This window comes from Rathayibacter sp. PhB152 (genome assembly GCF_003751395.1).
Classification (GTDB): Bacteria; Actinomycetota; Actinomycetes; order Actinomycetales; family Microbacteriaceae; genus Rathayibacter; species Rathayibacter festucae.
In genome coordinates this window covers 371492-389851 of the sequence record NZ_RJUT01000004.1, presented here as the reverse complement: position 1 = coordinate 389851, position 18360 = coordinate 371492, and the positions used below count along the sequence as shown (strand labels likewise).

Below are 18360 nucleotides of genomic sequence, written 5' to 3'. Positions count from 1 at the left end.
ATTACTTGAGCGGGGACTCGGGCGGCAGCGTCGTGCCGGTGCCGGTGGTCGTACCCGTGGCGGATCCCGTGGCGGTGGTCGAGCCCGAGGCCGTAGTCGAGTCCGTCGCGTCCTTGCGCTCGGTCCCGTCCTCGTCCTTCATGGTCTTGACCTCGCTCTTGAAGATGCGCATCGACTGCCCGACGCTGCGCGCGAGCTGAGGAAGCTTGGGCGCACCGAAGAGGAGGAGGATGACGGCGAGGATGATGAGGAGGTGCCACCCCTGGAGGCCAGCGAACATTGCAGTCTCACTTCACTTGTCGGTTGCGGTGTACCAGGAGCCTACCCCGTTCGACCCGGAGTGACCGGCGATCCTCGGCCCTCTCCCGGCGGGCGTCCCGGCGGGACTCGTGGCCGCGGCGGACCTCGTCGCGATCGGCGAAGAGCGAGGACGGCGGCCGGGTCGACGCCTCAGCGGCCTCCGGCACCTGCAGGGCGTCGAGCTTCGCGGTGATCTCCTCCAGCTGGCCGAGCAGCAGCCGGCCCTTCCGCCAGTAGGACAGCCCGAACAGCACGAGCACCGCCAGGGCGGCGATCGCGAGGGCGAGCCAGATCAGGATCCAGGACCACCAGGTCACGGGGTCTCCTCTCCGTTGGCCGTCAGCGCGGCGCGGGTCCACTCGGCGACGGCGGTGCGCGCTGCCTCGGGTGCGACGACGGTCACGAGCCCGGGCAGCGAGGCGACGAGGCGGGTGAGGCCGGCGAGGTGCGCGACGCGGATCCGGACGAGCACTCCCGGGCCCTCGTCTCCGGCGGGAACCGACGGGAACTCGGCGTCCGCAGCGTAGTCGCCCAGCAGCGCGACCGAGCCCGGGGCGACCCGGAGGTCGATCAGGAGGTCGGAGGCGGACGCCTCGAACAGCCGGTCGGGCAGCGTGACCTCGTTGCGGCGGCGGACGATCGGCGTCCCGGTGTCGGTGAGCGCGCGCATCCGGTCCACGCGGAAGGTGCGGACGCCCTCGCGCAGGTGGTCCCAGCCGCGCAGGTACCAGTCGCGGTCGACCGACTCCAGCAGGAATGGATCGACGAGGCGCGACTCCGTCTCGCCGCGGGCGCTGCGGTAGTCGAAGGCGAGCTGCGTCCCGCTCGCGAGCGAGGTGCGGATCGTGGCGAGCGAGGCGTCGGCGCCCACGCCGCGGGCGACCGCGACGGCGGTCGGGGCCGAGGAGGCGCCGCGGGCGAGCTTGCCCATCAGCGAGGCGATGCGGTCGTTGCCCTGGTTCTCGGGCAGGGCGGCCAGGTACTGCATCCCGGCGATGAGCGCCGCGGCCTCGCGCGCCGAGAAGCGCGGCGAGTCGTCGATGGCGACCTGCTGAGTGAGGACGATGTGGTCGTTCTCCTCGAAGTCGTCCCAGCTGATGTCGAAGAGGTCGTTGGACTGGTACTGCGAGGTCTCACCCGGGATGCCGGAGACGGCGATCAAGCGGACGGCGCGGCGGACCTCGTCCTCGGCGATCTCGAAGTGCGCGGCGACCTCGGCCACGCTCACCCGGCCGCGATCGAGCAGGTACGGGACGAGCGAGAGAAGGACGGCCAGGCGGTCCCGCGCCTGGAGCGAACGGGGCCTAGCCACGGGCGGCTCCCCCGTGCTCACCGGCGGAGTGGTTGCCGGCGGAGTGGTCGCTGAGGGAGCGGCGCAGGCGGTCGACGACCTTGCGGCGCAGCGGCTCCGGCTCGAGGACGACGACCTCGGGGCCGTAGCCGGCGAGCTCGTCCGCGAGGACGTCGGCGTCGGTGAAGTGCAGGCGCAGCAGGTCGGTGCCCTCCCCCGCCGCCTCGGCGCGCACGCCGAACCGGAGTGCCGCGTCGGAGTCCGGCGCGACCTGCAGGAGGGCGGTGCTGCGGGCGAGGATCTCGTCGAGCTGGGCGAGGGCGGTGGCGGCGTGGTCGCCCGGCTCGGCCGGGGCGGTGCGGCCGGTGGTCGCGACGGGTCCGACGATGCGGGAGAGGAGGAAGGTGCGGGTGCCCTCGGCGGTCTCGTCCCAGCCGTGCAGGTGCCAGCGGCCCTGGTGGTTCACGAGCGCACGCGGACGGACGGTGCGCGTCCGCGGCTCGTCGCCACCGGGCTTGAGGTAGGGGAAGCGGACGACCTGGCCGCGGTCGAGCGCCGCGTTGAGCGGCTCGAAGGAGGCCTCGCGCACCCGGATCGAGGGGCTGATGCCGATCACCGGGTCGACCGAGTCGACGCCGAGCGAGCGCAGCTTGATCAGGGCGCGGCGCGACTCCGCGGAGAGCGTGCCCTCGCGCCAGACCGCGCCGGCGAGGCGCAGCAGCGCCATCTCCTCCTGGTCGAAGGAGAGGTCGGCGGGGAGGTCGTAGCTGCGCTTGGCGATCCGGTAGCGGACCGTCTGGGTGTTGCCCGGGTCGCCGGGGGCGTCGACGGTCTCGATCGGGATCCCGAGCTCGCGCAGATCGTCCTTGTCGCGCTCGAACTGCCGCTCGAGCGAGGCACGGTCGCCCGGATCGGAACGCTGCCGATAGCCCTGCACCGTGGAGAGCACGTCGGCCTTCGTCAGCCCGTTCTCGGCGGCCACGAGCGCCAGCACCAGGTTGAACAGACGCTCCTCGGCCGGGATGCGGCTCGAGGTCGAAGCGTCGGCGGGCACGCCCTCCAGTCTAGGGCCGGGCCCCGCCGCCCCCGACGAGCCCCGAGCAGAGCACATGGCCGCGCCCGATCATGCTGGTCGAGTAGCCCCGCAGGGGCGTATCGAGACCCACGCCCTCAGCCCTGACAGCGCCGGATCTCGATACGCCCGCTCCGCGGGCTACTCGATCAGCAGAGGAGAGCCACACCCCGACCATGCTGGTCGAGTAGCCCCGCAGGGGCGTATCGAGACCCCGCCCCCGCCAGAAGGCCGCGCCTGCAGACCCGGCTCCGGGCAGAAGGTGATCCCGACGCGCCCCCACAGCGGGCTGCTCGATCAGCGAGGACCGAGCAGCGCGCTCAGTTGATCGCGAGGACGTCCGCCACGAAGACGATGGTCGAATCGGGGCTGATGCCGCTGGACTGCGGCGGGTTGTCCCCGTAGCCGTCCTCGGGCGGGATGATCGCGATGACCTGGGAGCCGACCGGCTGGCCGATCAGGGCCTTGGCGAAGCCGGGGATGACGCCGCCCTGGCCCTCGGTCGCGACGAAGGTCGCCGGGGCGCCCTTCTGCCAGCTGGAGTCGAAGATCTTGCCGTCGGCCCAGAGCCAGCCGGTGTACTGCACGACGACGGTGTCGCCGTCCTCGACGACCGCGCCGTCGCCCTTCTTGAGCTGGGCGATCTCGAGCGTCGTGGGCGCGTCGCCCGAGGGCTTGGCCAGACCGGGGACGCCGTCGGGGTCCAGCGTCACGGCGGGGAAGCCGTTCGGGACGGGCTGGGCCTCGCCGTTCGCGCGGGCCAGCGACGCCTTCTCGATGTCCGCGACGAGCACGAGGGTGTCGTCGGCCGAGATGCCGAGCTGGGCGGAGGAGTCGCCGAAGCCGTCCTCCGGGGCGATCGCGATCGCGACGCGTGAGCCGACCTGGCTGCAGAGCAGACCCTGGTTGAGGCCGACGAGCCCGGCGCCGCCCACCGTGAAGGTGGCCGTGCTCGCTCCGTCGTAGGGCGAGGCCTCGAGGACCGAGCCGTCGGCGCCGTTGACCAGCGTGTAGTCGATCGTGACGAGCTGGCCCTTCTCGAGCGGGTCGCCGGAGCCCTCGATCAGCGTGCTGACCTGGGTGCCGTCCGCCTTCAGCGGTGAGGGCACCGTCACGTCGGGCTGCTCGCCGAAGTCGCCGGTCGCCTTCACGGCCGACGACGAGGCGCCGGACGAGTAGGGGGCGTCGCAGTCGGCATTCGACGAGGACGCGGAGCATCCGGTCAGGGCGGCGACGATGCCGATGCCGGCGATGAGCGCGGTGGTCCTGCGCACGGGTCCTCGTTTCACGAAGTGGGAGTGGTGGGGCCCGAGTGCGAGACGATCGGGACGGCGGCTCGGCCCGGGGACCGGAAAGCCGGGATCAGCTTAGACGATGCCCTCGTCGTCGCCGGAGCCGGGCGCGGCACCGCCGTCGCCGTCCGCGTCGGCCTCGCCGAAGCCCCGCGCCCTCGAGAGCTCGGCGCTGGTGGCCGACTCCCGCACCCGCTTCCGCAGGCTCTTCGGGCTGACGGCCCGCTCTCCGAGCGCGCCGGGAGTCCAGGCCTCGACGTCCTCGTCGCTGAAGTCCGTCTTGGACGGGCGGCGCTTGAGCTCCGGCAGGACCGCACCGGGCGCGAGGCGACGGGCGGTGATCAGGAAGCCGGTGTGGCCGATCATCCGGTGGTCGGGGCGGACGGCGAGGCCCTCGACGTGCCAGCCGCGGACCATGGTCTCGTTCGACGCCGGGTTGGTGAACAGCCCCGACGCGCGGATCGCCTCGGCGACGCGCGAGAGCTGGGTGACGGTCGCGACGTAGCAGAGCAGGACGCCGCCGGGCGTGAGCGCGTCGGCGGCGACGTCGAGGCACTCCCAGGGCGCGAGCATGTCGAGGACGACGCGGTCGGCCTCGCCGGGGGCGACGGCGCCGGGCAGCTCCTCGACGAGGTCGCCGACGGTGACGCTCCAGTTGTCGGGCGTGTAGCCGAGGAAGGTCTCGATGTTGGCGCGGGCCACGTCCGCGAACTCCTCGCGGCGCTCGAAGGAGGAGAGCCGGCCGCCCGGGCCGATCGCGCGCAGCAGCCAGAGCGAGAGCGCACCGGAGCCGACGCCCGCCTCGACGACGCGGGCGCCGGGGAAGACGTCAGCGAGCGCGAGGATCTGCGCGGCGTCCTTCGGGTAGACGATCGCCGCTCCGCGCGGCATCGACATCACGAAGTCGGCGAGCAGCGGGCGGAGGGCGAGGTGCTCGACGCCGACGGTGTTGACGACGACGGAGCCATCGGGCAGCCCGATGACCGTGTCGTGCTCGATCCCGCCGCGGTGGGTGTGGAAGACCTTGCCCGGAACGAGGGTGATGGTGTTCATCCGCCCCTTCGGCCCGGTCAGCTGCACGCGGTCGCCCGCGCGGAAGGGTCCGGAATGCTGCAGTGCCTCACCGGTCATCGGCGGGCCTCCGTCTCGGTCGTGAGCGCGCGGGAGCGGTGCTCGGAGGACACCAGCGCGAGGTCCGCGACGGTTCGGCCCGCGAGGGTGGGCCAGAGGGAATAGGGGGCGTCGGCGTCGAGCTCGAGCTGGTGCGGCACGCCGATCGCGGCGGCGCCCGAGGCGACCGCGGAGGCGAGGCCGGCGTGCGAGTCCTCGATGGCGACGCAGGCGTCCACCTCGACGCCCAGGGTGCGCGCGGCGAGGAGGTAGGCCTCGGGGTGCGGCTTGCTCTGCTCGACCATGTCGCCGCTGACGACGGTGGCGAAGGCGGGGAACGGGAGGCGGTCGACGACGGCGTACGCCATCCGGCCGATCGACATCGTGACGAGCGCCTGCGGCACGCCCGCCTCGCGGACGGCGGCGAGCAGCTCGAGCGCGCCGGGGCGCCACGGGATGCTCTCGGCGAGCTGCGCGACGACCTCGTCGGTCATCCGGTCGATGATCGCCTCGATGGAGAGGTCGACGCCCTTGCCCTGCAGGATGCGGGCGGAGGCGGGGAGGCCGGAGCCGACCAGGCTCATCGCGTCCTCGTGCGTCCAGACGCCGCCGAAGGAGGCGACCAGCGCGTGCTCGGACGCCATCCAGTAGGGCTCCGTGTCGACGAGCGTGCCGTCCATGTCCCAGAGGACCGCGGCGGGAGCGCCCTCCGGGAGCGGGGGCTGCGGCCGGGACACGGGGAGGGAGGTGTCGGAAGTCACGAGCGACCATCGTACCGGCAGCCCCGATCGGGCCGACCGTACGCGCACAGCGGAAAGACGCGGGCCGGACGGAGGGGTCCGGGGCCGGGTCCTATCCTTGACGAACGGGTTCAGCGCACGCAGCGCTCCCCGGACATCGAGCCGAACACGGAGACCTCGCCTATGAACGTGATCAAGGGGAACGTCCTCGTCGTCGCCTTCGAGGGCTGGAACGACGCGGGCGACGCGGCCAGCGGAGCGGTTCGCCTGGTGAAGGACGCGGGCGAGTTCGTGCCCCTCTTCTCGGTCGACGCCGAGCAGTACTACGACTTCCAGTACACCCGCCCGATGCTGTCGATCGGCGAGGACGGCCGCCGCAGCCTCTCCTGGCCCGGCACCCAGATCTTCGGCCCGGCCGACACCTCGGTGGACGCGGAGAGCGCCCTCTACGTGATGATCGGCACCGAGCCCTCGCGCAGCTGGAAGAGCTTCGCGTCGGAGGTCGTCGACGCCATGCTCGCGATCGACATCTCCGCCGTCGTCTTCCTGGGCGCGATGCTCGCCGACGTGCCGCACACCAGGCCGATCTCGCTCTTCGCCTCCAGCGAGAACGCGGAGATGCGCGCCCAGTTCGAGCTCGAGCGCTCCACCTACGAGGGGCCGGTCGGCATCCTCAGCGTCATCGGCGAGGCCGCGCAGAAGGTCGGCATCCCGGCCGTCTCGCTCTGGGCCTCCGTGCCGCACTACGTGCACAACGCGCCGTCGCCCAAGGCCATGCTCGCGCTCCTCGAGAAGCTCGAGGAGGTCGTCGGACTGGCGATCCCCCGCGGCGATCTGGTCGAGGAGGCCGGCGAGTGGGAGCGCGGCATCGACGCCCTCGCCCTCGACGACGAGGAGATGGCGGCCTACATCGCCCAGCTCGAGCAGGCGCGCGACACCGTCGACTCCCCCGAGGCGAGCGGCGAGGCCATCGCCCAGGAGTTCGAGCGCTACCTCCGCCGCCGCGGCGACGGCCGCTCCGGCGAGGAGCCCTGGCGTCCGTAGCCCGCGCGCTGATCGGACGACCCGCGCAGCGCGTCCCCTTCATGCTGATCGAGTAGCCCGCGCAGCGGGCGTATCGAGCGGAGGGGGCGCCTCCGGCGCCATCGCAGGGCGGGGAAGAGACCGGCCTCCATGCGGTGGTGGGTCTCGATACGCCCCTGCGGGGCTACTCGACCAGCATGACTGCGGGCGTCTCTTCCAAGTAGATCCCCCGCCTCCTGTAGGCCGGGTCTCGATACGCCGCCTGCGGCGGCTACTCGACCAGCATGGGTGGCACGGATCCGCTTCATGCTGATCGAGTAGCCCGCGCAGCGGGCGTATCGAGATCCGGCGGGCCGAAGGCTCAGCCCAGGCGGACGCCGAGCAGCGCGTCGATCGCGTCGCTCAGGAGCGCGGGGTCGTCGACGCCGCCGGCCGTCGCCGCGTCGAGCACAGCGAGGGCGCCCGGGGTGTCGAGGTCCACCGCGAGCACGGCCCGCAGGCGCTCGAGCACGTCCGCGGCCGACGCCGGCCCGGTCGCGGCGAGCGACGCCTCCCACCGCGCGAGGCGCTCCTCGGCGGCGGGCAGGTCCTCGGGCAGCCACTCCCAGTCGGAGCGGTAGTGGTGCGCCAGCAGCGCCAGGCGGATCGCGCGCGGATCCGTCCCCTGCGCCCGCAGCCGTGACACGAGGACGAGGTTGCCGAGCGACTTGCTCATCTTCTCGCCCTGGTACGCGACCATGCCGGCGTGCGCGTAGGCGCGGGCGAGCGGTCGGCCGGACAGCGAGGCGGCGTGCGCGGCGCTGAACTCGTGGTGCGGGAAGACGAGGTCGCTCCCGCCGCCCTGCAGGGTGAACTCCGGGCCGAGGCGGTCGAGCGCGATCACCGAGCACTCGATGTGCCAGCCCGGCCGGCCCCGGCCGACGGCGGCGTCCCAGGCGGGCTCGCCCGCGCGCTCGGCACGCCAGAGCAGCGGGTCGAGCGGGTCGCGCTTGCCTGCGCGGTCGGGGTCCCCCCCGCGCTGCGCGAAGAGGTCCGCCATCGTCGCGGCGTCCAGGTTGCTCTCGCTGCCCAGGCGCCAGACGTCGCTCTCGCCGGCGGCGATGTCGTAGTAGAGGTCCTCGCCACCGTCGACGACGGCCTCGGGAGTGGCGACGCGGTAGGCGATGCCGGCGCTCTCGAGGCGGGCAACCGCCTCCGCGATCGGCGCGATCGTCTCGGTGACCCCGTCGTAGTGGTCCGGCGGCAGGATCCGCAGCGCGGTCATGTCGCCGCGGAACAGCTCGACCTGCTCCTCGGCGAGGTCGCGCCAGTCGACTCCGTCACGCGTCGCCCGCTCGAGCAGCGGGTCGTCGACGTCGGTCACGTTCTGCGCGTAGAGCACCGAGTACCCAGCGTCCCGCCAGAGCCGCTGCACCGTGTCGAAGGCGAGGTAGGTCGAGGCGTGGCCGAGGTGCGTCGCGTCGTACGGCGTGATGCCGCAGACGTAGAGGCGCGCGGTGCCGTCCGCGGCGACGAGCTCGACGGGCGCACCCGTCGCGGTGTCGTGCACGGCCGGCACGGGTCCGCGACCGGGCAGGGCCGGGACGACCGGCGCGTTCCAGGTGCGCATCTACGCGGCGAGGAGGCCCGTGCTCAGCGCGACCATGAGGACGACGCCGAGGACGATGCGGTAGATCACGAACGGCAGGAAGCTGCGGCGCGAGATGTAGCTCATGAAGAAGGCGATCACGACGAAGCCGACGACGAAGGCCACGATCGTCGCGACGAGGGTCTCGAGCCCGCCGACCTGGATCTGGTTGGGCAGGATCTCGGGGTCGCTGATGCTCTTGTACAGCTGGTAGAGCCCGCTGCCGAACACCGCGGGGATCGCGAGCAGGAAGGAGTAGCGCGCGGCGGCCTTCCGCTCGTAGCCCATGAAGAGGCCGGCAGTGATCGTGCCGCCGGAGCGCGAGACGCCGGGGACGAGGGCGAGCGCCTGCGCGCCACCGAAGATCAGGCCGTCGCGGCCGTTCAGATCGCGCAGTCGGCGCTTCTTCGCGCCCACGGCGTCGGCGACGCCGAGCAGGATGCCGAAGACGATGAGCGTGGTGGCGACGACCCAGAGCGAGCGGAGCGTGGTCTCGATCTGGTCCTGGAAGAGCAGGCCGAGCACGATGATCGGGAGGCTGCCGATGATGATCAGCCAGCCCATCCGGGCGTTCGCGTCGCTGCGCGGCACCTTGCCGACCAGCGAGCGGCACCAGCTCGACACGATCTTCACGATGTCGCGCCAGAAGTAGATGATGACCGCGGTCTCGGTGCCCAGCTGCGTGATGGCGGTGAACGCCGCTCCGGTGTCCTTGCCGTCCAGTCCGGGGAGCAGCTCGCTCACGATCCGGAGGTGGGCGCTGGAGGAGATGGGGAGGAATTCGGTCAGACCCTGGACGAGTCCCAGGATCAGCGCTTCGAGCAGGCCCATGCGTCACTTTCGAGGAGGGCTGGGGCGTCGTCGGCCAGCAGGCGGTCGGTGGTGGTCGTCGATCTGACCATCAGGATCGCAGGAGGAGATCGGTCAGGACCTTCCTGCCAAACACTAGTGCGTCGAGCGGAACCCGCTCATCGACCCCGTGGAACAGTGCCGGGAAGTCGAGCGCGCCCGGCAGCTGCAGGGGCGCGAAGCCGTAGCCGGTGATCCCGATCGTCGAGAGAGCCTTGTTGTCGGTGCCCCCGGACAGGAGGTACGGCAGCACCTCCGCCTCGGGGTCGAAGCGGCGGAGCGAGGCCGCCATGCTCTCCACGAGCGGACCGGCGAAGGGCACCTCGAGTCCGATGTCGCGGTGCTGGACCAGGATCTCGACGTGCTCACCCGCGAGGACCTTCAGGCGCTCGAGGACGGCGTCCTCCTCGCCGGGGAGCACGCGGACGTCGATGGTCGCCTCCGCGGTGTCCGGGATGACGTTGGCCTTGTAGCCGGCGGAGAGCATCGACGGGTTCGCCGTGGTGCGCAGCGTCGCTGCGATGAAGCGCGAGGCGGTGCCGGTGGCGAGCGCGAGCTCCTCCGGGGTGCTGCGCTGCGGGTCGTGGCCGAGGATGCGGGCGACCTCGCCGAGCAGCTCTCGGGTGGTGTCGGTGAGGCGGGTGGGCCACTCCTCGCTGCCGATGCGGGCGATCGCCTGGGCGAGACGGGTGACGGCGTTCTCGCCGTTGATCTGCGAGCCGTGGCCGGCCGTGCCGCGGGCGCGCAGCGTCAGCCAGAGCAGGGCCTTCTCACCGGTCTGCACGAGATAGGCGCGCTTGCCGCCGAGCTCGATCGAGTAGCCGCCGACCTCGCTGATCGCCTCGGTCGCGCCGGCGAACAGCTCGGGCCGGGTCTTGACGAGGTGGCCGGAGCCGCGGACGCCGCCCGCCTCCTCGTCGGCGAAGAAGGCGATGACGAGGTCGCGGGAGGGCTTCCGGCCACTGCCGAGGATGTCGCCGAGGGAGGCGAGGATCATCGCGTCCATGTTCTTCATGTCGACCGCGCCGCGGCCCCAGAGCATGCCGTCCTTGATGACGCCGCCGAAGGGGTCGACACTCCAGTTGTCCGCGATGGCCGGGACGACGTCGAGGTGCCCGTGCACGACGAGGGCGCCGCGCTCGCGGTCCTCCCCCGCGACCCGGGCGACGACGCTGGTGCGGCCGGGATCCGAGTCGATCAGCTCGGGCTCGAGGCCGAGATCGCGCAGACGGGCGGCCACGTACTCGGCGGCGTCGCGCTCGGGCTCGGCCTTCCCGTCGCCGTAGTTGCTGGTGTCGAAGCGGATGAGGTCCCGCGCGATGATCGCGGTCTCGTCGAGATCCGACTCGGAGGGGGCGGTGGCGCTGTCGGAGGACGTCATGCCCCCACGCTAGCGGGCGGGCTCCCGGCACCCCTCTCCCCCGGTGTCATCCGAGGCGTTCGAACCGTGCTAATGTCTTCTTCGGCCGCGGAAACGCAGGCCGGAAACAACACTCGTCCGGGTGGCGGAAATGGCAGACGCGCTAGCTTGAGGTGCTAGTGCCCGTATAGGGCGTGGGGGTTCAAGTCCCCCCTCGGACACCGGCAGAACCCCTCGATCTCACGGAGATCGGGGGGTTCTTCTCGTTGGTGGCGGCGGTTCGATCAGCCGTAAGCGCGAGAGATGCGGTCAGAGGTCGAGAAGGCCCTGCCCACGCTCGAAACGAGAGCGATCGGCGTGGTTCACGCGCTCGCCTCGAGCAGCGCCGATCGCTCCTCGTCGGGGATCAGTCCGGCGAGCGGTGACACGGAGCGCAGGTCGTGGGCGTGCTCCGTCTCCACGAGCAGGGCCTCGATCTGCGTGGAGAGCGGACTGCGAAGCAGCTCTGCCCACTCGTCCAGCCACCGGTGCGCGTCCCCGCGGACCTTGCCTCGCAGCTGCTCGAGCCGCGCTTCCGCCCGAGGACGGAAGTCCGGAGAGCGGTCGAGGAGCTCCAGCGCGGCGCGGTGGAGCTGGACGGAGCGAGCGATCTCACGACGCAGGGACCGATCACGGTCGCGACGATCCGCCTCGACCTCGGCCGCGACCGCCGCGTGGGAGGGGAGGGCGCGCCTCAGGAGACGGCGTGCGGCGAGCGCCGTCGTCCGGTCGGTCCGTCGCGCGAGCGCGGCGATGCTCAGCCCAAGCGGCACCGATCCCTCGCTGACGAACGACCACCGCTCATCGGGGACGTGATGCAGGATCACGGACGTCGCTGACGGGCCGGCTGCGGCGACTTCTTCTCGGAGCCGAGCCTTCAATCGGGTGGAGACGAGGATCTCGAGGCGGCTGGCGTCGCGCAGGCCCGCTCGAGGATCCGATGCTCCGACGGGGAGATGCTCCCGCTCCCCCCGCAGCTGGTCGATGAGTTCGGTGGGAAGCTCCAGCGACTCCGGCGGCAGAAGCTCCGCGGTCCACGAGCGCGTCACCGCCACGGGGTCCTCCGCGCTCTCGAGTCGCTGGATCATCCGGGCGATGCGACTCCGCTCGGACCTCGTCAGGGCCGGGTCCACCGCGCCCGAGAGCGCGGCGACGAGTCCCCACGCCATCCGGTCGCCGAGCGGGCGGGACACACGCGGGGCCGGGACATTCTGATCACCCCTGATGACATGCACGCCTCCGACCTTCTCGGCCCGGATGCGCCCCTCAGTGATGAGCTGCCGGATGCGCGCCGCACTGACACCGCGCTCTCGCGCGACATCGGCGACGGACTTCAACTCCTGCTCGGTCATGAGTAGAAGTCTATCGAGGACGCAAGGGAAGTGCACCGCACAATCCCGACGACCACCAGTGCGAAGAGATGCATTGAAGGTCAGATTCCTTGACCTTCGCCAGCCTCGCTCCTAGGCTCTCGCCGAGTGAGAAACTGAATGAAACAGTTTCCTTATCGGAAGCACGGGTCTCACCTCTCGCCCGGCGTCGTGCCGGACACCTCGATCGAACGGACGCGACATGACGACCACCTCCTTCACCTCCGGCTGGATCGTCCGGGCGCCGCGCGGGCCGTTCGCCGCCGTGCAGGGCGGGGTCGACGACTCCGTCGAGGTGACGCTGCCGCACGACGCACTCCGCGACGCCGAGCGCTCGCCGGACGCGGTGTCGAAGGGCGGCGCGGCCTACTACCCGGGCGGTGCCTACAGCTACGTCACGACGTTCGAGGTGCCGGCGGAGTGGGCGGGCAAAATCGTGCGGCTGGAAGTGCAGGGCGCCTACCGGCACGCGATGGTGTTCCTCAACGACGAGTTCGCGGGGAACCGCGCCGACGGCTTCGCGCGCTTCTTCGTGGAGCTGACCCCGTTCCTCCGGTTCGGTGAGACGAACACGCTGCGGATCGAGGTCCGCTCGGGGCAGGACTCGCGCTGGTACGCCGGCGCCGGGCTGCACCGGCCGGTGCTGCTGCACGTCGACGAGCCCGTGCACATCGAGCCGGACGGCGTGCGGATCACGACGGTGCGCGTGGAGGACGACCAGGCCGTCGTCGAGGTCGCGACGAGCATCGTCAACCGCGGGCTCACGACGTCGTCGCTCTCGATGTCGACCGAGCTCACCGGGCCGGCCGGCGACGTCGTGGAGAGCGCGACGACACCGGTCACCGTCGCCCCCGGCCGCACCGCCCTCGTGCGCCAGCGCCTCTACGTGCAGGAGCCGGCCCTCTGGAGCGTCGACTCCCCCGCCCTGCACAGCGCCCGCACGAGCATCGGGGTCGGCGACGACGTCGTCACCGTGCACGGCATCCGCACCGTCACCGTCGACCCGCGGAAGGGGCTGCGGATCAACGGCGAGAGCGTCCTGCTGCGCGGCGCCTGCATCCACAGCGACAACGGCGTGCTGGGCGCCGCCTCGATCGCCCGGGCGGAGGAGCGCCGGATCCAGCTGCTCAAGGAGGCCGGCTTCAACGCGATCCGCCTGGCGCACAACCCCGCCTCGCCGTCGATGCTCGACGCCTGCGACCGCCTCGGCATGCTCGTGATGGACGAGGCCTTCGACATGTGGGTCCGCGGCAAGACGCACCACGACCACTCGCTCGACTTCGCGCAGTGGTGGCGGGCCGACCTGGAGTCGATGGTGGCGAAGGACTACAACCACCCCAGCGTGATCCTCTACTCGATCGGCAACGAGATCGTCGAGGTCGGCACCCCGCACGGCGCGGTGCTGGCCCGCGATCTCGCGGAGCACGTGCGATCGCTCGACCCCACGCGGCCCGTCACGAACGGCGTGAACCCGACGCTGGCGGTGCTCGACGAGCTCGACAGCATCCTCGCCTCGGAGCAGGGGCTGAACGAGCTGATGGGCGAGGCCGGCGCCGGGATGATGGCGGCGATCGGCTCCTCCGACGCCGTCACCCGCCGCACGGCCGAGTCGAGCGCGACGGTCGACGTGCTCGGACTGAACTACGCCGACGGGCGCTACGCGAGCGACGCGGAGCTGTTCCCGCAGCGCGTGATCGTCGGGTCCGAGACGTTCCCCTCGCAGATCGGCGAGCTGTGGCCGAAGGTGCTGGCGAACCCGAACGTGATCGGCGACTTCACCTGGACCGGCTGGGACTACCTCGGCGAGGTCGGCATCGGCGCCACCTCCTACGCGGAGGACCCGGCCGCGAACGGCGCACTGGAGCGCGAGTACCCGTATCTGACGGCGTGGTGCGGCGACCTGGACATCACCGGGTGGCGGCGGCCCGCCTCCTACTACCGCGAGATCGTCTTCGGGCTGCGCTCGGTGCCGGCGATCGCGGTCGTCCGGCCGGAGCGGCACGGGCAGACGGTGACGATGCAGTCGCCGTGGGCGTGGAGCGACTCGGTCGACTCGTGGACCTGGCCCGGCTTCGAGGGCTCCCCCGTCACCGTCGAGGTGGCGGCGGACGCGGACGAGGTGGCGCTGCTGCTCGACGGCGTCGAGGTCGGGCGCTCGGCCGTCGGGGCGGTGCGGCCGATGCTCGCCTCGATCGAGACGGTGTACCGGCCGGGCACGCTGACGGCGGTCGCGTACCGGTCCGGGAGCGAGACGGGGCGCAGCTCGCTCGTGTCGGCGTCCGGGCCTGCGGTGCTGACCGCGACGGCGGACCGGACGTCGCTGCGCGCGGACGACACGGACCTCGCGTATGTGGCGATCGAGCTGCGCGACGCGGCCGGCGTGCTGATCACGGGCGCGGACCGGGTCGTCTCGGTCGCCGTCGAGGGTGCGGGCGTGCTCGCAGGCTTCGGCAGCGGGACACCGGCCACCACCGAGCGCTTCGACGCCACCTCGCGGACGACGTTCGACGGCCGCGCGCTCGCCGTGGTGCGTCCGACCAGCCCGGGGCCGATCACGGTGCTCGTCTCCTCCGTCGGACTCGACGACGTCCACATCGAGCTCTCCGCGAGCTGAACATCGCCGATTCGTGCCGGGAACAGAACCAGCGCTGAGGCGAAGCATGCTGATCGAGTAGCTCGCGGAGCGGGCGTATCGAGATCCACCGTCCTGCAAAGCGTGGGTCTCGATACTCCCCTCCGGGGCTACTCGACCAGCATGGAGGCGAGAAGCCAGTGCGGACCTGTACTCGCTAAGGTTGACGCATCCGTCAATCTGGAGGTCGAGATGACTGCAGCCCGGCTTCTGCGCTCCGCCCGCTGGGGAGCGCGCCTGTCTCAGCGGGAGCTCTCCGCCTCCTCCGATGTCGCCGAGGCCACGCTGTCCCGGATCGAGAACGATCGACGGCAGCCGTCGGTCGACCTCCTGGAGCGGCTGCTCTCCCGCACACAGCACTCGATCGTGCTCGTGCCCACCGTGCGCAAGGACGCCGCGACGATCGGTGCGATCATCTCCGAGGCGCTGGACGCAGGCGACATCAGGACTGCTTACCGGCAGCTCATCCAGCTCGCCGACAACCTCGCCGAGGTGCACGGCGCGCTCCGAGTCGGTCTGACCCTCGCCGAGCCCCCTCCCTTCGCTGAGCCCGGCTGGGGAGCAGCGCTCGCCGCCATCGCCGCATACCGTCTTGATGAGGCGGACCTCCCCCACGCCGAGTGGATCGACGCCCCGTCCCGCTTCCTGGCGGCGCCGTGGCAGCCGCCGACCGGCGGAATCCGGACCCGGGTGGACGCCTCGCGGGTACCGGAGGAGTTCGCCCGGCGCAACGTCCTCATCGAGGCCGAGACGCTGGTGAGCGCCTGATGGACCAGTTGAGCCGCGAGGACATCGTCGAGGGGCTGTCCGATGTGGTCGAGATCCTCGCTCGGTCACAGCGGCCTGCCGGGATCCGGATCGTCGGCGGTGCCGCGATCGCGTTCTGGTTCGGTGACCGGCGACTCACCGATGACGTCGATGCGCGTCTGACTCCTGCCGAGGACGTGCTGGCAGCCGCCGAGACGGTCGGCAGGAGTCGCGGGTGGCCGTCCCGCTGGCTGAACCCCGACGCCTCGATCTTCTTCCCCGACTACGGAGAGACCGTCGAGTGGACGACGATCCACTCGGCCGACGAGGTCGTCGTCGAGATCGCCTCCACTCGCGCACTCCTCGCGATGAAGCTCCGGGCGAGTCGCCCCGGACGTGATGACGACGACATCGCCCGGCTCCTCGCCCTCCACGCGATCGACTCGATCGAGGAGGCGGAGGAGCTGCACCGCGCTCTTCCCGGGCGACGAACTGACGGATCGAGCACTTCTGCTGCTCGAGGACATCCTCCGCGGCGGGGTACCGGCGCCGGATCTTCTGACGCTTCCCACCCTGGGCCGCACGAAGGACACCGACGGCTCATCGTGACGGCCGGCCATTGACGAGCCTGAAGACCTCCATGCTGATCGAGTAACCCGTGGAGCGGGCGTATCGAGATCCGCCTTCACCGGAAGCGGAGTCTGCAGACCCACTGTTCTGATGACGGTGGGTCTCGATACGCCCCTCCGGGGCTACTCGACCAGCATGGGTGAGCAGCCCGACGGGGACGGTGTCAGGCGGCGAGGACTCCGACGGGCGACCAGCCGAGGGCCGGGGCGATCGAGTCGGCGACGGTCTGCAGGAGGCGTGCGTTGTACTCGACGCCGAGCTGGTTGGGGACGGTGAGGAGCAGGGTGTCCGCCTCCTGGACGGCGACGTCGGCGGCGAGCTCCTCGGCGAGGCGGTCGGGCTCGCCGGTGTAGCTGCGGCCGAAGCGGGCGCGGACGCCCTCGAGGGAGGCGACCTGATCGCGCTCGCCGCGGCCGCCGAAGTAGAGGCGGTCGAGGTCGGTCGTGATCGGGAGGACGCTGCGCGACACGGAGACGCGCGGGGTCCGCTCCCAGCCGGCCTCCGCCCACGCCGAGCGGTACTCGCGGATCTGCCGCGCCTGCAGCTCGTCGAAGGGAATGCCCTCCTCCTCGAGCAGGAGGGTGGAGGACTGCAGGTTCATGCCCTGCTCGGCCGCCCAGCGCGCCGTGACGAAGCTGCCCGCACCCCACCAGATACGGTCCTCGAGGCCCGGCGAGCGCGGCTCGATCGCGAGCGGGCTCGACATCCCGGTGCGCGCGGGGTCGGTCTCGGCGACGGCGGCGCCCGAGAGCGCCTCGCGGAAGAGCTGCACCTTGCGGCGGGCGAGGTCGGCGTCGGAAGTGCCCTGCGAGGGGACGTAGCCGAACGCCTCGGAGCCGCGGAGAGCCGTCTCCGGCGATCCCCGGCTCACGCCGAGCTCGAGCCTGCCGCCGGAGATGAGGTCGGTCGCGGCCGCCTCCTCCGCCATGTAGAGCGGGTTCTCGTAGCGCATGTCGATGACGCCGGTGCCGATCTCGATCCGCCTGGTGCGGGCGGCGATCGCGGCCAGGAGCGGGAACGGCGACGCCAGCTGCGGCGCGAAGTGGTGGACGCGGACGTACGCGCCGTCGATGCCGATCTCCTCGGCCGCCTCCGCGAGCTCGATGGTCTGCAGGAGGACGTCGCGCGCGGTGTGCGTCAGCGACCCCTCGACGGACTGGTAGTGGCCGAAGGAGAGGAAGCCGATGCGCGAGACCATGCCTGCTCCAGCGTCGGACGCGTCCCGGCTATTCCCGGCGGCGAGCGCCGTGCGCCCACCGCTCCGCTCAGCTCGCCTCGAAGTCGGCGGAGACCGAGGCCGAGACCTCGATGTCCTCGGGCTTCAGCGCGAGCTCCTCCTGGCCCTTGAAGGCCATCGCGCGGCTCATCACGGCCGAGCCGCCCTCGATCCGGGTGTGCGGGCGCAGCCCGGGCTCGAAGAGGGTGAGCACCCGGGGCTCCCCCAGGCCGAGGGCGGAGGCGTAGGCGGCGGCGCGCTCGCGGGCGTCGCGGACCGCGGCCACCCGCACCTCGCGCTCGGCGCTCGCGCGCCGGGCGGCGGTGACGTCCCAGTCGACCCCGGCGACGGTGATGCCGGGCGCCTCCGAGACGGAGGCGACCCAGCGCCCGAGGGCGTCGAAGTCGCGGTACTTCACCCGGACACTCGCGGCGGCGACGTGGAACTGCTCGGTGACGTCGGAGTCCTTGAGGTACCGCTGGATGGTCGAGACCGAGACCTGGTCGGCCGACCACCAGGTCGCCGCGCCGGAGGCCTGCTCGGCGCGGGCCTCCTCGCGCACGCGAGCGTGGAGGGCGGTCACCTCGTTCAGCGCCTGGGAGCGCGAGCGCGACTCGCGGCGGATCTCGAGGCGGACGGTGCCGCGCTCAGCGGGGTGGAAGTGCTGGGCGATCCCGGCGACGGTGATGGTGACCATGGCCTCATCGTGCCCCATCGGGCTGCGTCGGGGGTGCGGACCCGGGGATCGGAGCTGCGGACCGGGAGGTCAGCGGTGCAGGCCCAGGGCGCCGCGGAGGCGGTCGGCGAGCGAGAGCTCGATCGCGAGGTTGCTGAGGAGCTGGTCGCGGTGGGCGCCGCGCGCGGGCGGGACGACGGTGCCGGTGCGCGGGTCGGTGCCGCCGCGCAGGGCCCGCTCGCAGTCGGCGATCGTCTTCTCGATCAGCTCGAGGCGACGGGCCAGCCGGTCCGACTGGTAGTGCTCCCGTGAGATCGGGCCGTCGAAGGGGTGGCGGGTGGTGGGGGTCGTGAGGGTCGCGGTGGCGATTGCTGCTGCACTCATGC

At 71.8% G+C, this 18360-nt stretch carries 19 protein-coding genes and 1 tRNA gene; 6 read left to right on the top strand and 14 right to left on the bottom strand.

Annotated elements, in window-relative coordinates:
- Position 1: 1 nt before the first annotated feature.
- The 7 genes from tatA to EDF36_RS11705 all read right to left on the bottom strand — a co-directional run bounded on the left by tatA (position 2) and on the right by EDF36_RS11705 (position 5826).
- Complete coding sequence (gene tatA, locus EDF36_RS11735) at positions 2-280, bottom strand: Sec-independent protein translocase subunit TatA (protein ID WP_123733127.1); 279 nt, start codon at positions 278-280, stop codon at positions 2-4.
- Between the two features lie 7 nt (positions 281-287).
- Positions 288-617 carry a hypothetical protein gene (locus tag EDF36_RS11730; RefSeq protein WP_123733126.1) on the bottom strand — a complete coding sequence of 110 codons (330 nt, stop codon included), beginning with the start codon at positions 615-617 and terminating at the stop codon, positions 288-290.
- Complete coding sequence (locus EDF36_RS11725) at positions 614-1612, bottom strand: YafY family protein (RefSeq protein ID WP_123733125.1); 999 nt, start codon at positions 1610-1612, stop codon at positions 614-616. Before EDF36_RS11725 ends, EDF36_RS11730 begins: the two co-directional genes overlap by 4 nt.
- The gene (locus EDF36_RS11720) at positions 1605-2645 is read right to left on the bottom strand and encodes a YafY family protein (protein WP_260300687.1); all 1041 of its coding nucleotides are present in this window, start codon (positions 2643-2645) and stop codon (positions 1605-1607) included. The genes EDF36_RS11725 and EDF36_RS11720 overlap by 8 nt, the downstream gene beginning before the upstream one ends.
- Positions 2646-2983: 338 nt before the next feature.
- Positions 2984-3937 (bottom strand): FKBP-type peptidyl-prolyl cis-trans isomerase, encoded by a 954-nt coding sequence (locus EDF36_RS11715; protein WP_123733123.1) that lies wholly within the window; start codon positions 3935-3937, stop codon positions 2984-2986.
- Between the two features lie 93 nt (positions 3938-4030).
- A complete protein-coding gene (locus tag EDF36_RS11710; protein WP_123704217.1) occupies positions 4031-5086 on the bottom strand; it encodes a tRNA (adenine-N1)-methyltransferase in 1056 nt (351 codons plus the stop codon).
- On the bottom strand, positions 5083-5826 hold the full coding sequence (locus EDF36_RS11705) for an HAD family phosphatase (protein ID WP_260300686.1): 744 nt from the start codon (positions 5824-5826) through the stop codon (positions 5083-5085). Before EDF36_RS11705 ends, EDF36_RS11710 begins: the two co-directional genes overlap by 4 nt.
- Before the next feature lie 162 nt (positions 5827-5988).
- Here EDF36_RS11705 and EDF36_RS11700 point away from each other — a divergent pair, with 162 nt between their 5' ends.
- Positions 5989-6849: a proteasome assembly chaperone family protein gene (locus EDF36_RS11700; protein WP_123704219.1), complete on the top strand. Its 861-nt coding sequence runs from the start codon at positions 5989-5991 to the stop codon at positions 6847-6849.
- A 340-nt stretch (positions 6850-7189) separates the two neighbouring features.
- On the opposite strand, the gene mshC is transcribed toward EDF36_RS11700, so the two are convergent.
- The 3 genes from mshC to EDF36_RS11685 all read right to left on the bottom strand — a co-directional run bounded on the left by mshC (position 7190) and on the right by EDF36_RS11685 (position 10685).
- Positions 7190-8437 (bottom strand): cysteine--1-D-myo-inosityl 2-amino-2-deoxy-alpha-D-glucopyranoside ligase, encoded by a 1248-nt coding sequence (gene mshC / locus EDF36_RS11695; protein WP_123733122.1) that lies wholly within the window; start codon positions 8435-8437, stop codon positions 7190-7192.
- Positions 8438-9286, bottom strand: a complete 849-nt coding sequence (locus tag EDF36_RS11690; protein WP_123704223.1) for an undecaprenyl-diphosphate phosphatase — start codon at positions 9284-9286, stop codon at positions 8438-8440. It abuts the gene before it with no gap.
- Positions 9287-9356: 70 nt separating this feature from the next.
- Positions 9357-10685: a M20/M25/M40 family metallo-hydrolase gene (locus EDF36_RS11685; protein WP_123733121.1), complete on the bottom strand. Its 1329-nt coding sequence runs from the start codon at positions 10683-10685 to the stop codon at positions 9357-9359.
- A 115-nt stretch (positions 10686-10800) separates the two neighbouring features.
- On the opposite strand from EDF36_RS11685, the gene EDF36_RS11680 reads away from it, so the two are divergent.
- Positions 10801-10885 (top strand) — tRNA-Leu (locus EDF36_RS11680).
- A gap of 141 nt (positions 10886-11026) precedes the next feature.
- On the opposite strand, the gene EDF36_RS11675 is transcribed toward EDF36_RS11680, so the two are convergent.
- The gene (locus EDF36_RS11675; protein ID WP_221181642.1) at positions 11027-11791 is read right to left on the bottom strand and encodes a hypothetical protein; all 765 of its coding nucleotides are present in this window, start codon (positions 11789-11791) and stop codon (positions 11027-11029) included.
- 141 nt (positions 11792-11932) lie between these two features.
- Here EDF36_RS11675 and EDF36_RS21800 point away from each other — a divergent pair, with 141 nt between their 5' ends.
- From EDF36_RS21800 to EDF36_RS21280, 4 genes are all read left to right on the top strand, one after another.
- Positions 11933-12061, top strand: coding sequence for a hypothetical protein (locus tag EDF36_RS21800; RefSeq protein ID WP_260300685.1), 129 nt, complete (start codon positions 11933-11935; stop codon positions 12059-12061).
- 214 nt (positions 12062-12275) lie between these two features.
- Positions 12276-14687 carry a glycoside hydrolase family 2 TIM barrel-domain containing protein gene (locus tag EDF36_RS11670; RefSeq protein ID WP_123733119.1) on the top strand — a complete coding sequence of 804 codons (2412 nt, stop codon included), beginning with the start codon at positions 12276-12278 and terminating at the stop codon, positions 14685-14687.
- A gap of 210 nt (positions 14688-14897) precedes the next feature.
- On the top strand, positions 14898-15473 hold the full coding sequence (locus tag EDF36_RS11665) for a helix-turn-helix domain-containing protein (protein ID WP_185020450.1): 576 nt from the start codon (positions 14898-14900) through the stop codon (positions 15471-15473).
- Positions 15473-16075 (top strand): hypothetical protein, encoded by a 603-nt coding sequence (locus EDF36_RS21280; RefSeq protein ID WP_185020449.1) that lies wholly within the window; start codon positions 15473-15475, stop codon positions 16073-16075. Before EDF36_RS11665 ends, EDF36_RS21280 begins: the two co-directional genes overlap by 1 nt.
- 170 nt (positions 16076-16245) lie before the next feature.
- Here the strand turns inward: EDF36_RS21280 and EDF36_RS11655 are convergent, their stop codons facing one another.
- The 3 genes from EDF36_RS11655 to EDF36_RS11645 all read right to left on the bottom strand — a co-directional run bounded on the left by EDF36_RS11655 (position 16246) and on the right by EDF36_RS11645 (position 18358).
- The gene (locus EDF36_RS11655; RefSeq protein WP_123733117.1) at positions 16246-17280 is read right to left on the bottom strand and encodes an LLM class flavin-dependent oxidoreductase; all 1035 of its coding nucleotides are present in this window, start codon (positions 17278-17280) and stop codon (positions 16246-16248) included.
- Positions 17281-17347: 67 nt separating this feature from the next.
- Positions 17348-17995 carry an SIMPL domain-containing protein gene (locus EDF36_RS11650; RefSeq protein ID WP_166674092.1) on the bottom strand — a complete coding sequence of 216 codons (648 nt, stop codon included), beginning with the start codon at positions 17993-17995 and terminating at the stop codon, positions 17348-17350.
- 69 nt (positions 17996-18064) lie between these two features.
- Positions 18065-18358: a hypothetical protein gene (locus EDF36_RS11645; RefSeq protein WP_123704236.1), complete on the bottom strand. Its 294-nt coding sequence runs from the start codon at positions 18356-18358 to the stop codon at positions 18065-18067.
- Positions 18359-18360: the final 2 nt, after the last annotated feature.

Coding starts and splice junctions, on each gene's coding strand:
- EDF36_RS11710 (WP_123704217.1), bottom strand. CDS start 5,086: ATGACCGGTGAGGCACTGCAGCATTCCGGACCCTTCCGCGCGGGCGAC.
- EDF36_RS11690 (WP_123704223.1), bottom strand. CDS start 9,286: ATGGGCCTGCTCGAAGCGCTGATCCTGGGACTCGTCCAGGGTCTGACC.
- mshC (WP_123733122.1), bottom strand. CDS start 8,437: ATGCGCACCTGGAACGCGCCGGTCGTCCCGGCCCTGCCCGGTCGCGGA.
- EDF36_RS21280 (WP_185020449.1), top strand. CDS start 15,473: ATGGACCAGTTGAGCCGCGAGGACATCGTCGAGGGGCTGTCCGATGTG.
- EDF36_RS11665 (WP_185020450.1), top strand. CDS start 14,898: ATGACTGCAGCCCGGCTTCTGCGCTCCGCCCGCTGGGGAGCGCGCCTG.
- EDF36_RS11670 (WP_123733119.1), top strand. CDS start 12,276: ATGACGACCACCTCCTTCACCTCCGGCTGGATCGTCCGGGCGCCGCGC.
- EDF36_RS11700 (WP_123704219.1), top strand. CDS start 5,989: ATGAACGTGATCAAGGGGAACGTCCTCGTCGTCGCCTTCGAGGGCTGG.
- EDF36_RS11645 (WP_123704236.1), bottom strand. CDS start 18,358: ATGAGTGCAGCAGCAATCGCCACCGCGACCCTCACGACCCCCACCACC.
- EDF36_RS21800 (WP_260300685.1), top strand. CDS start 11,933: ATGCACGCCTCCGACCTTCTCGGCCCGGATGCGCCCCTCAGTGATGAG.
- EDF36_RS11675 (WP_221181642.1), bottom strand. CDS start 11,791: ATGATCCAGCGACTCGAGAGCGCGGAGGACCCCGTGGCGGTGACGCGC.
- EDF36_RS11655 (WP_123733117.1), bottom strand. CDS start 17,280: ATGGTCTCGCGCATCGGCTTCCTCTCCTTCGGCCACTACCAGTCCGTC.
- EDF36_RS11650 (WP_166674092.1), bottom strand. CDS start 17,995: ATGGTCACCATCACCGTCGCCGGGATCGCCCAGCACTTCCACCCCGCT.
- tatA (WP_123733127.1), bottom strand. CDS start 280: ATGTTCGCTGGCCTCCAGGGGTGGCACCTCCTCATCATCCTCGCCGTC.
- EDF36_RS11685 (WP_123733121.1), bottom strand. CDS start 10,685: ATGACGTCCTCCGACAGCGCCACCGCCCCCTCCGAGTCGGATCTCGAC.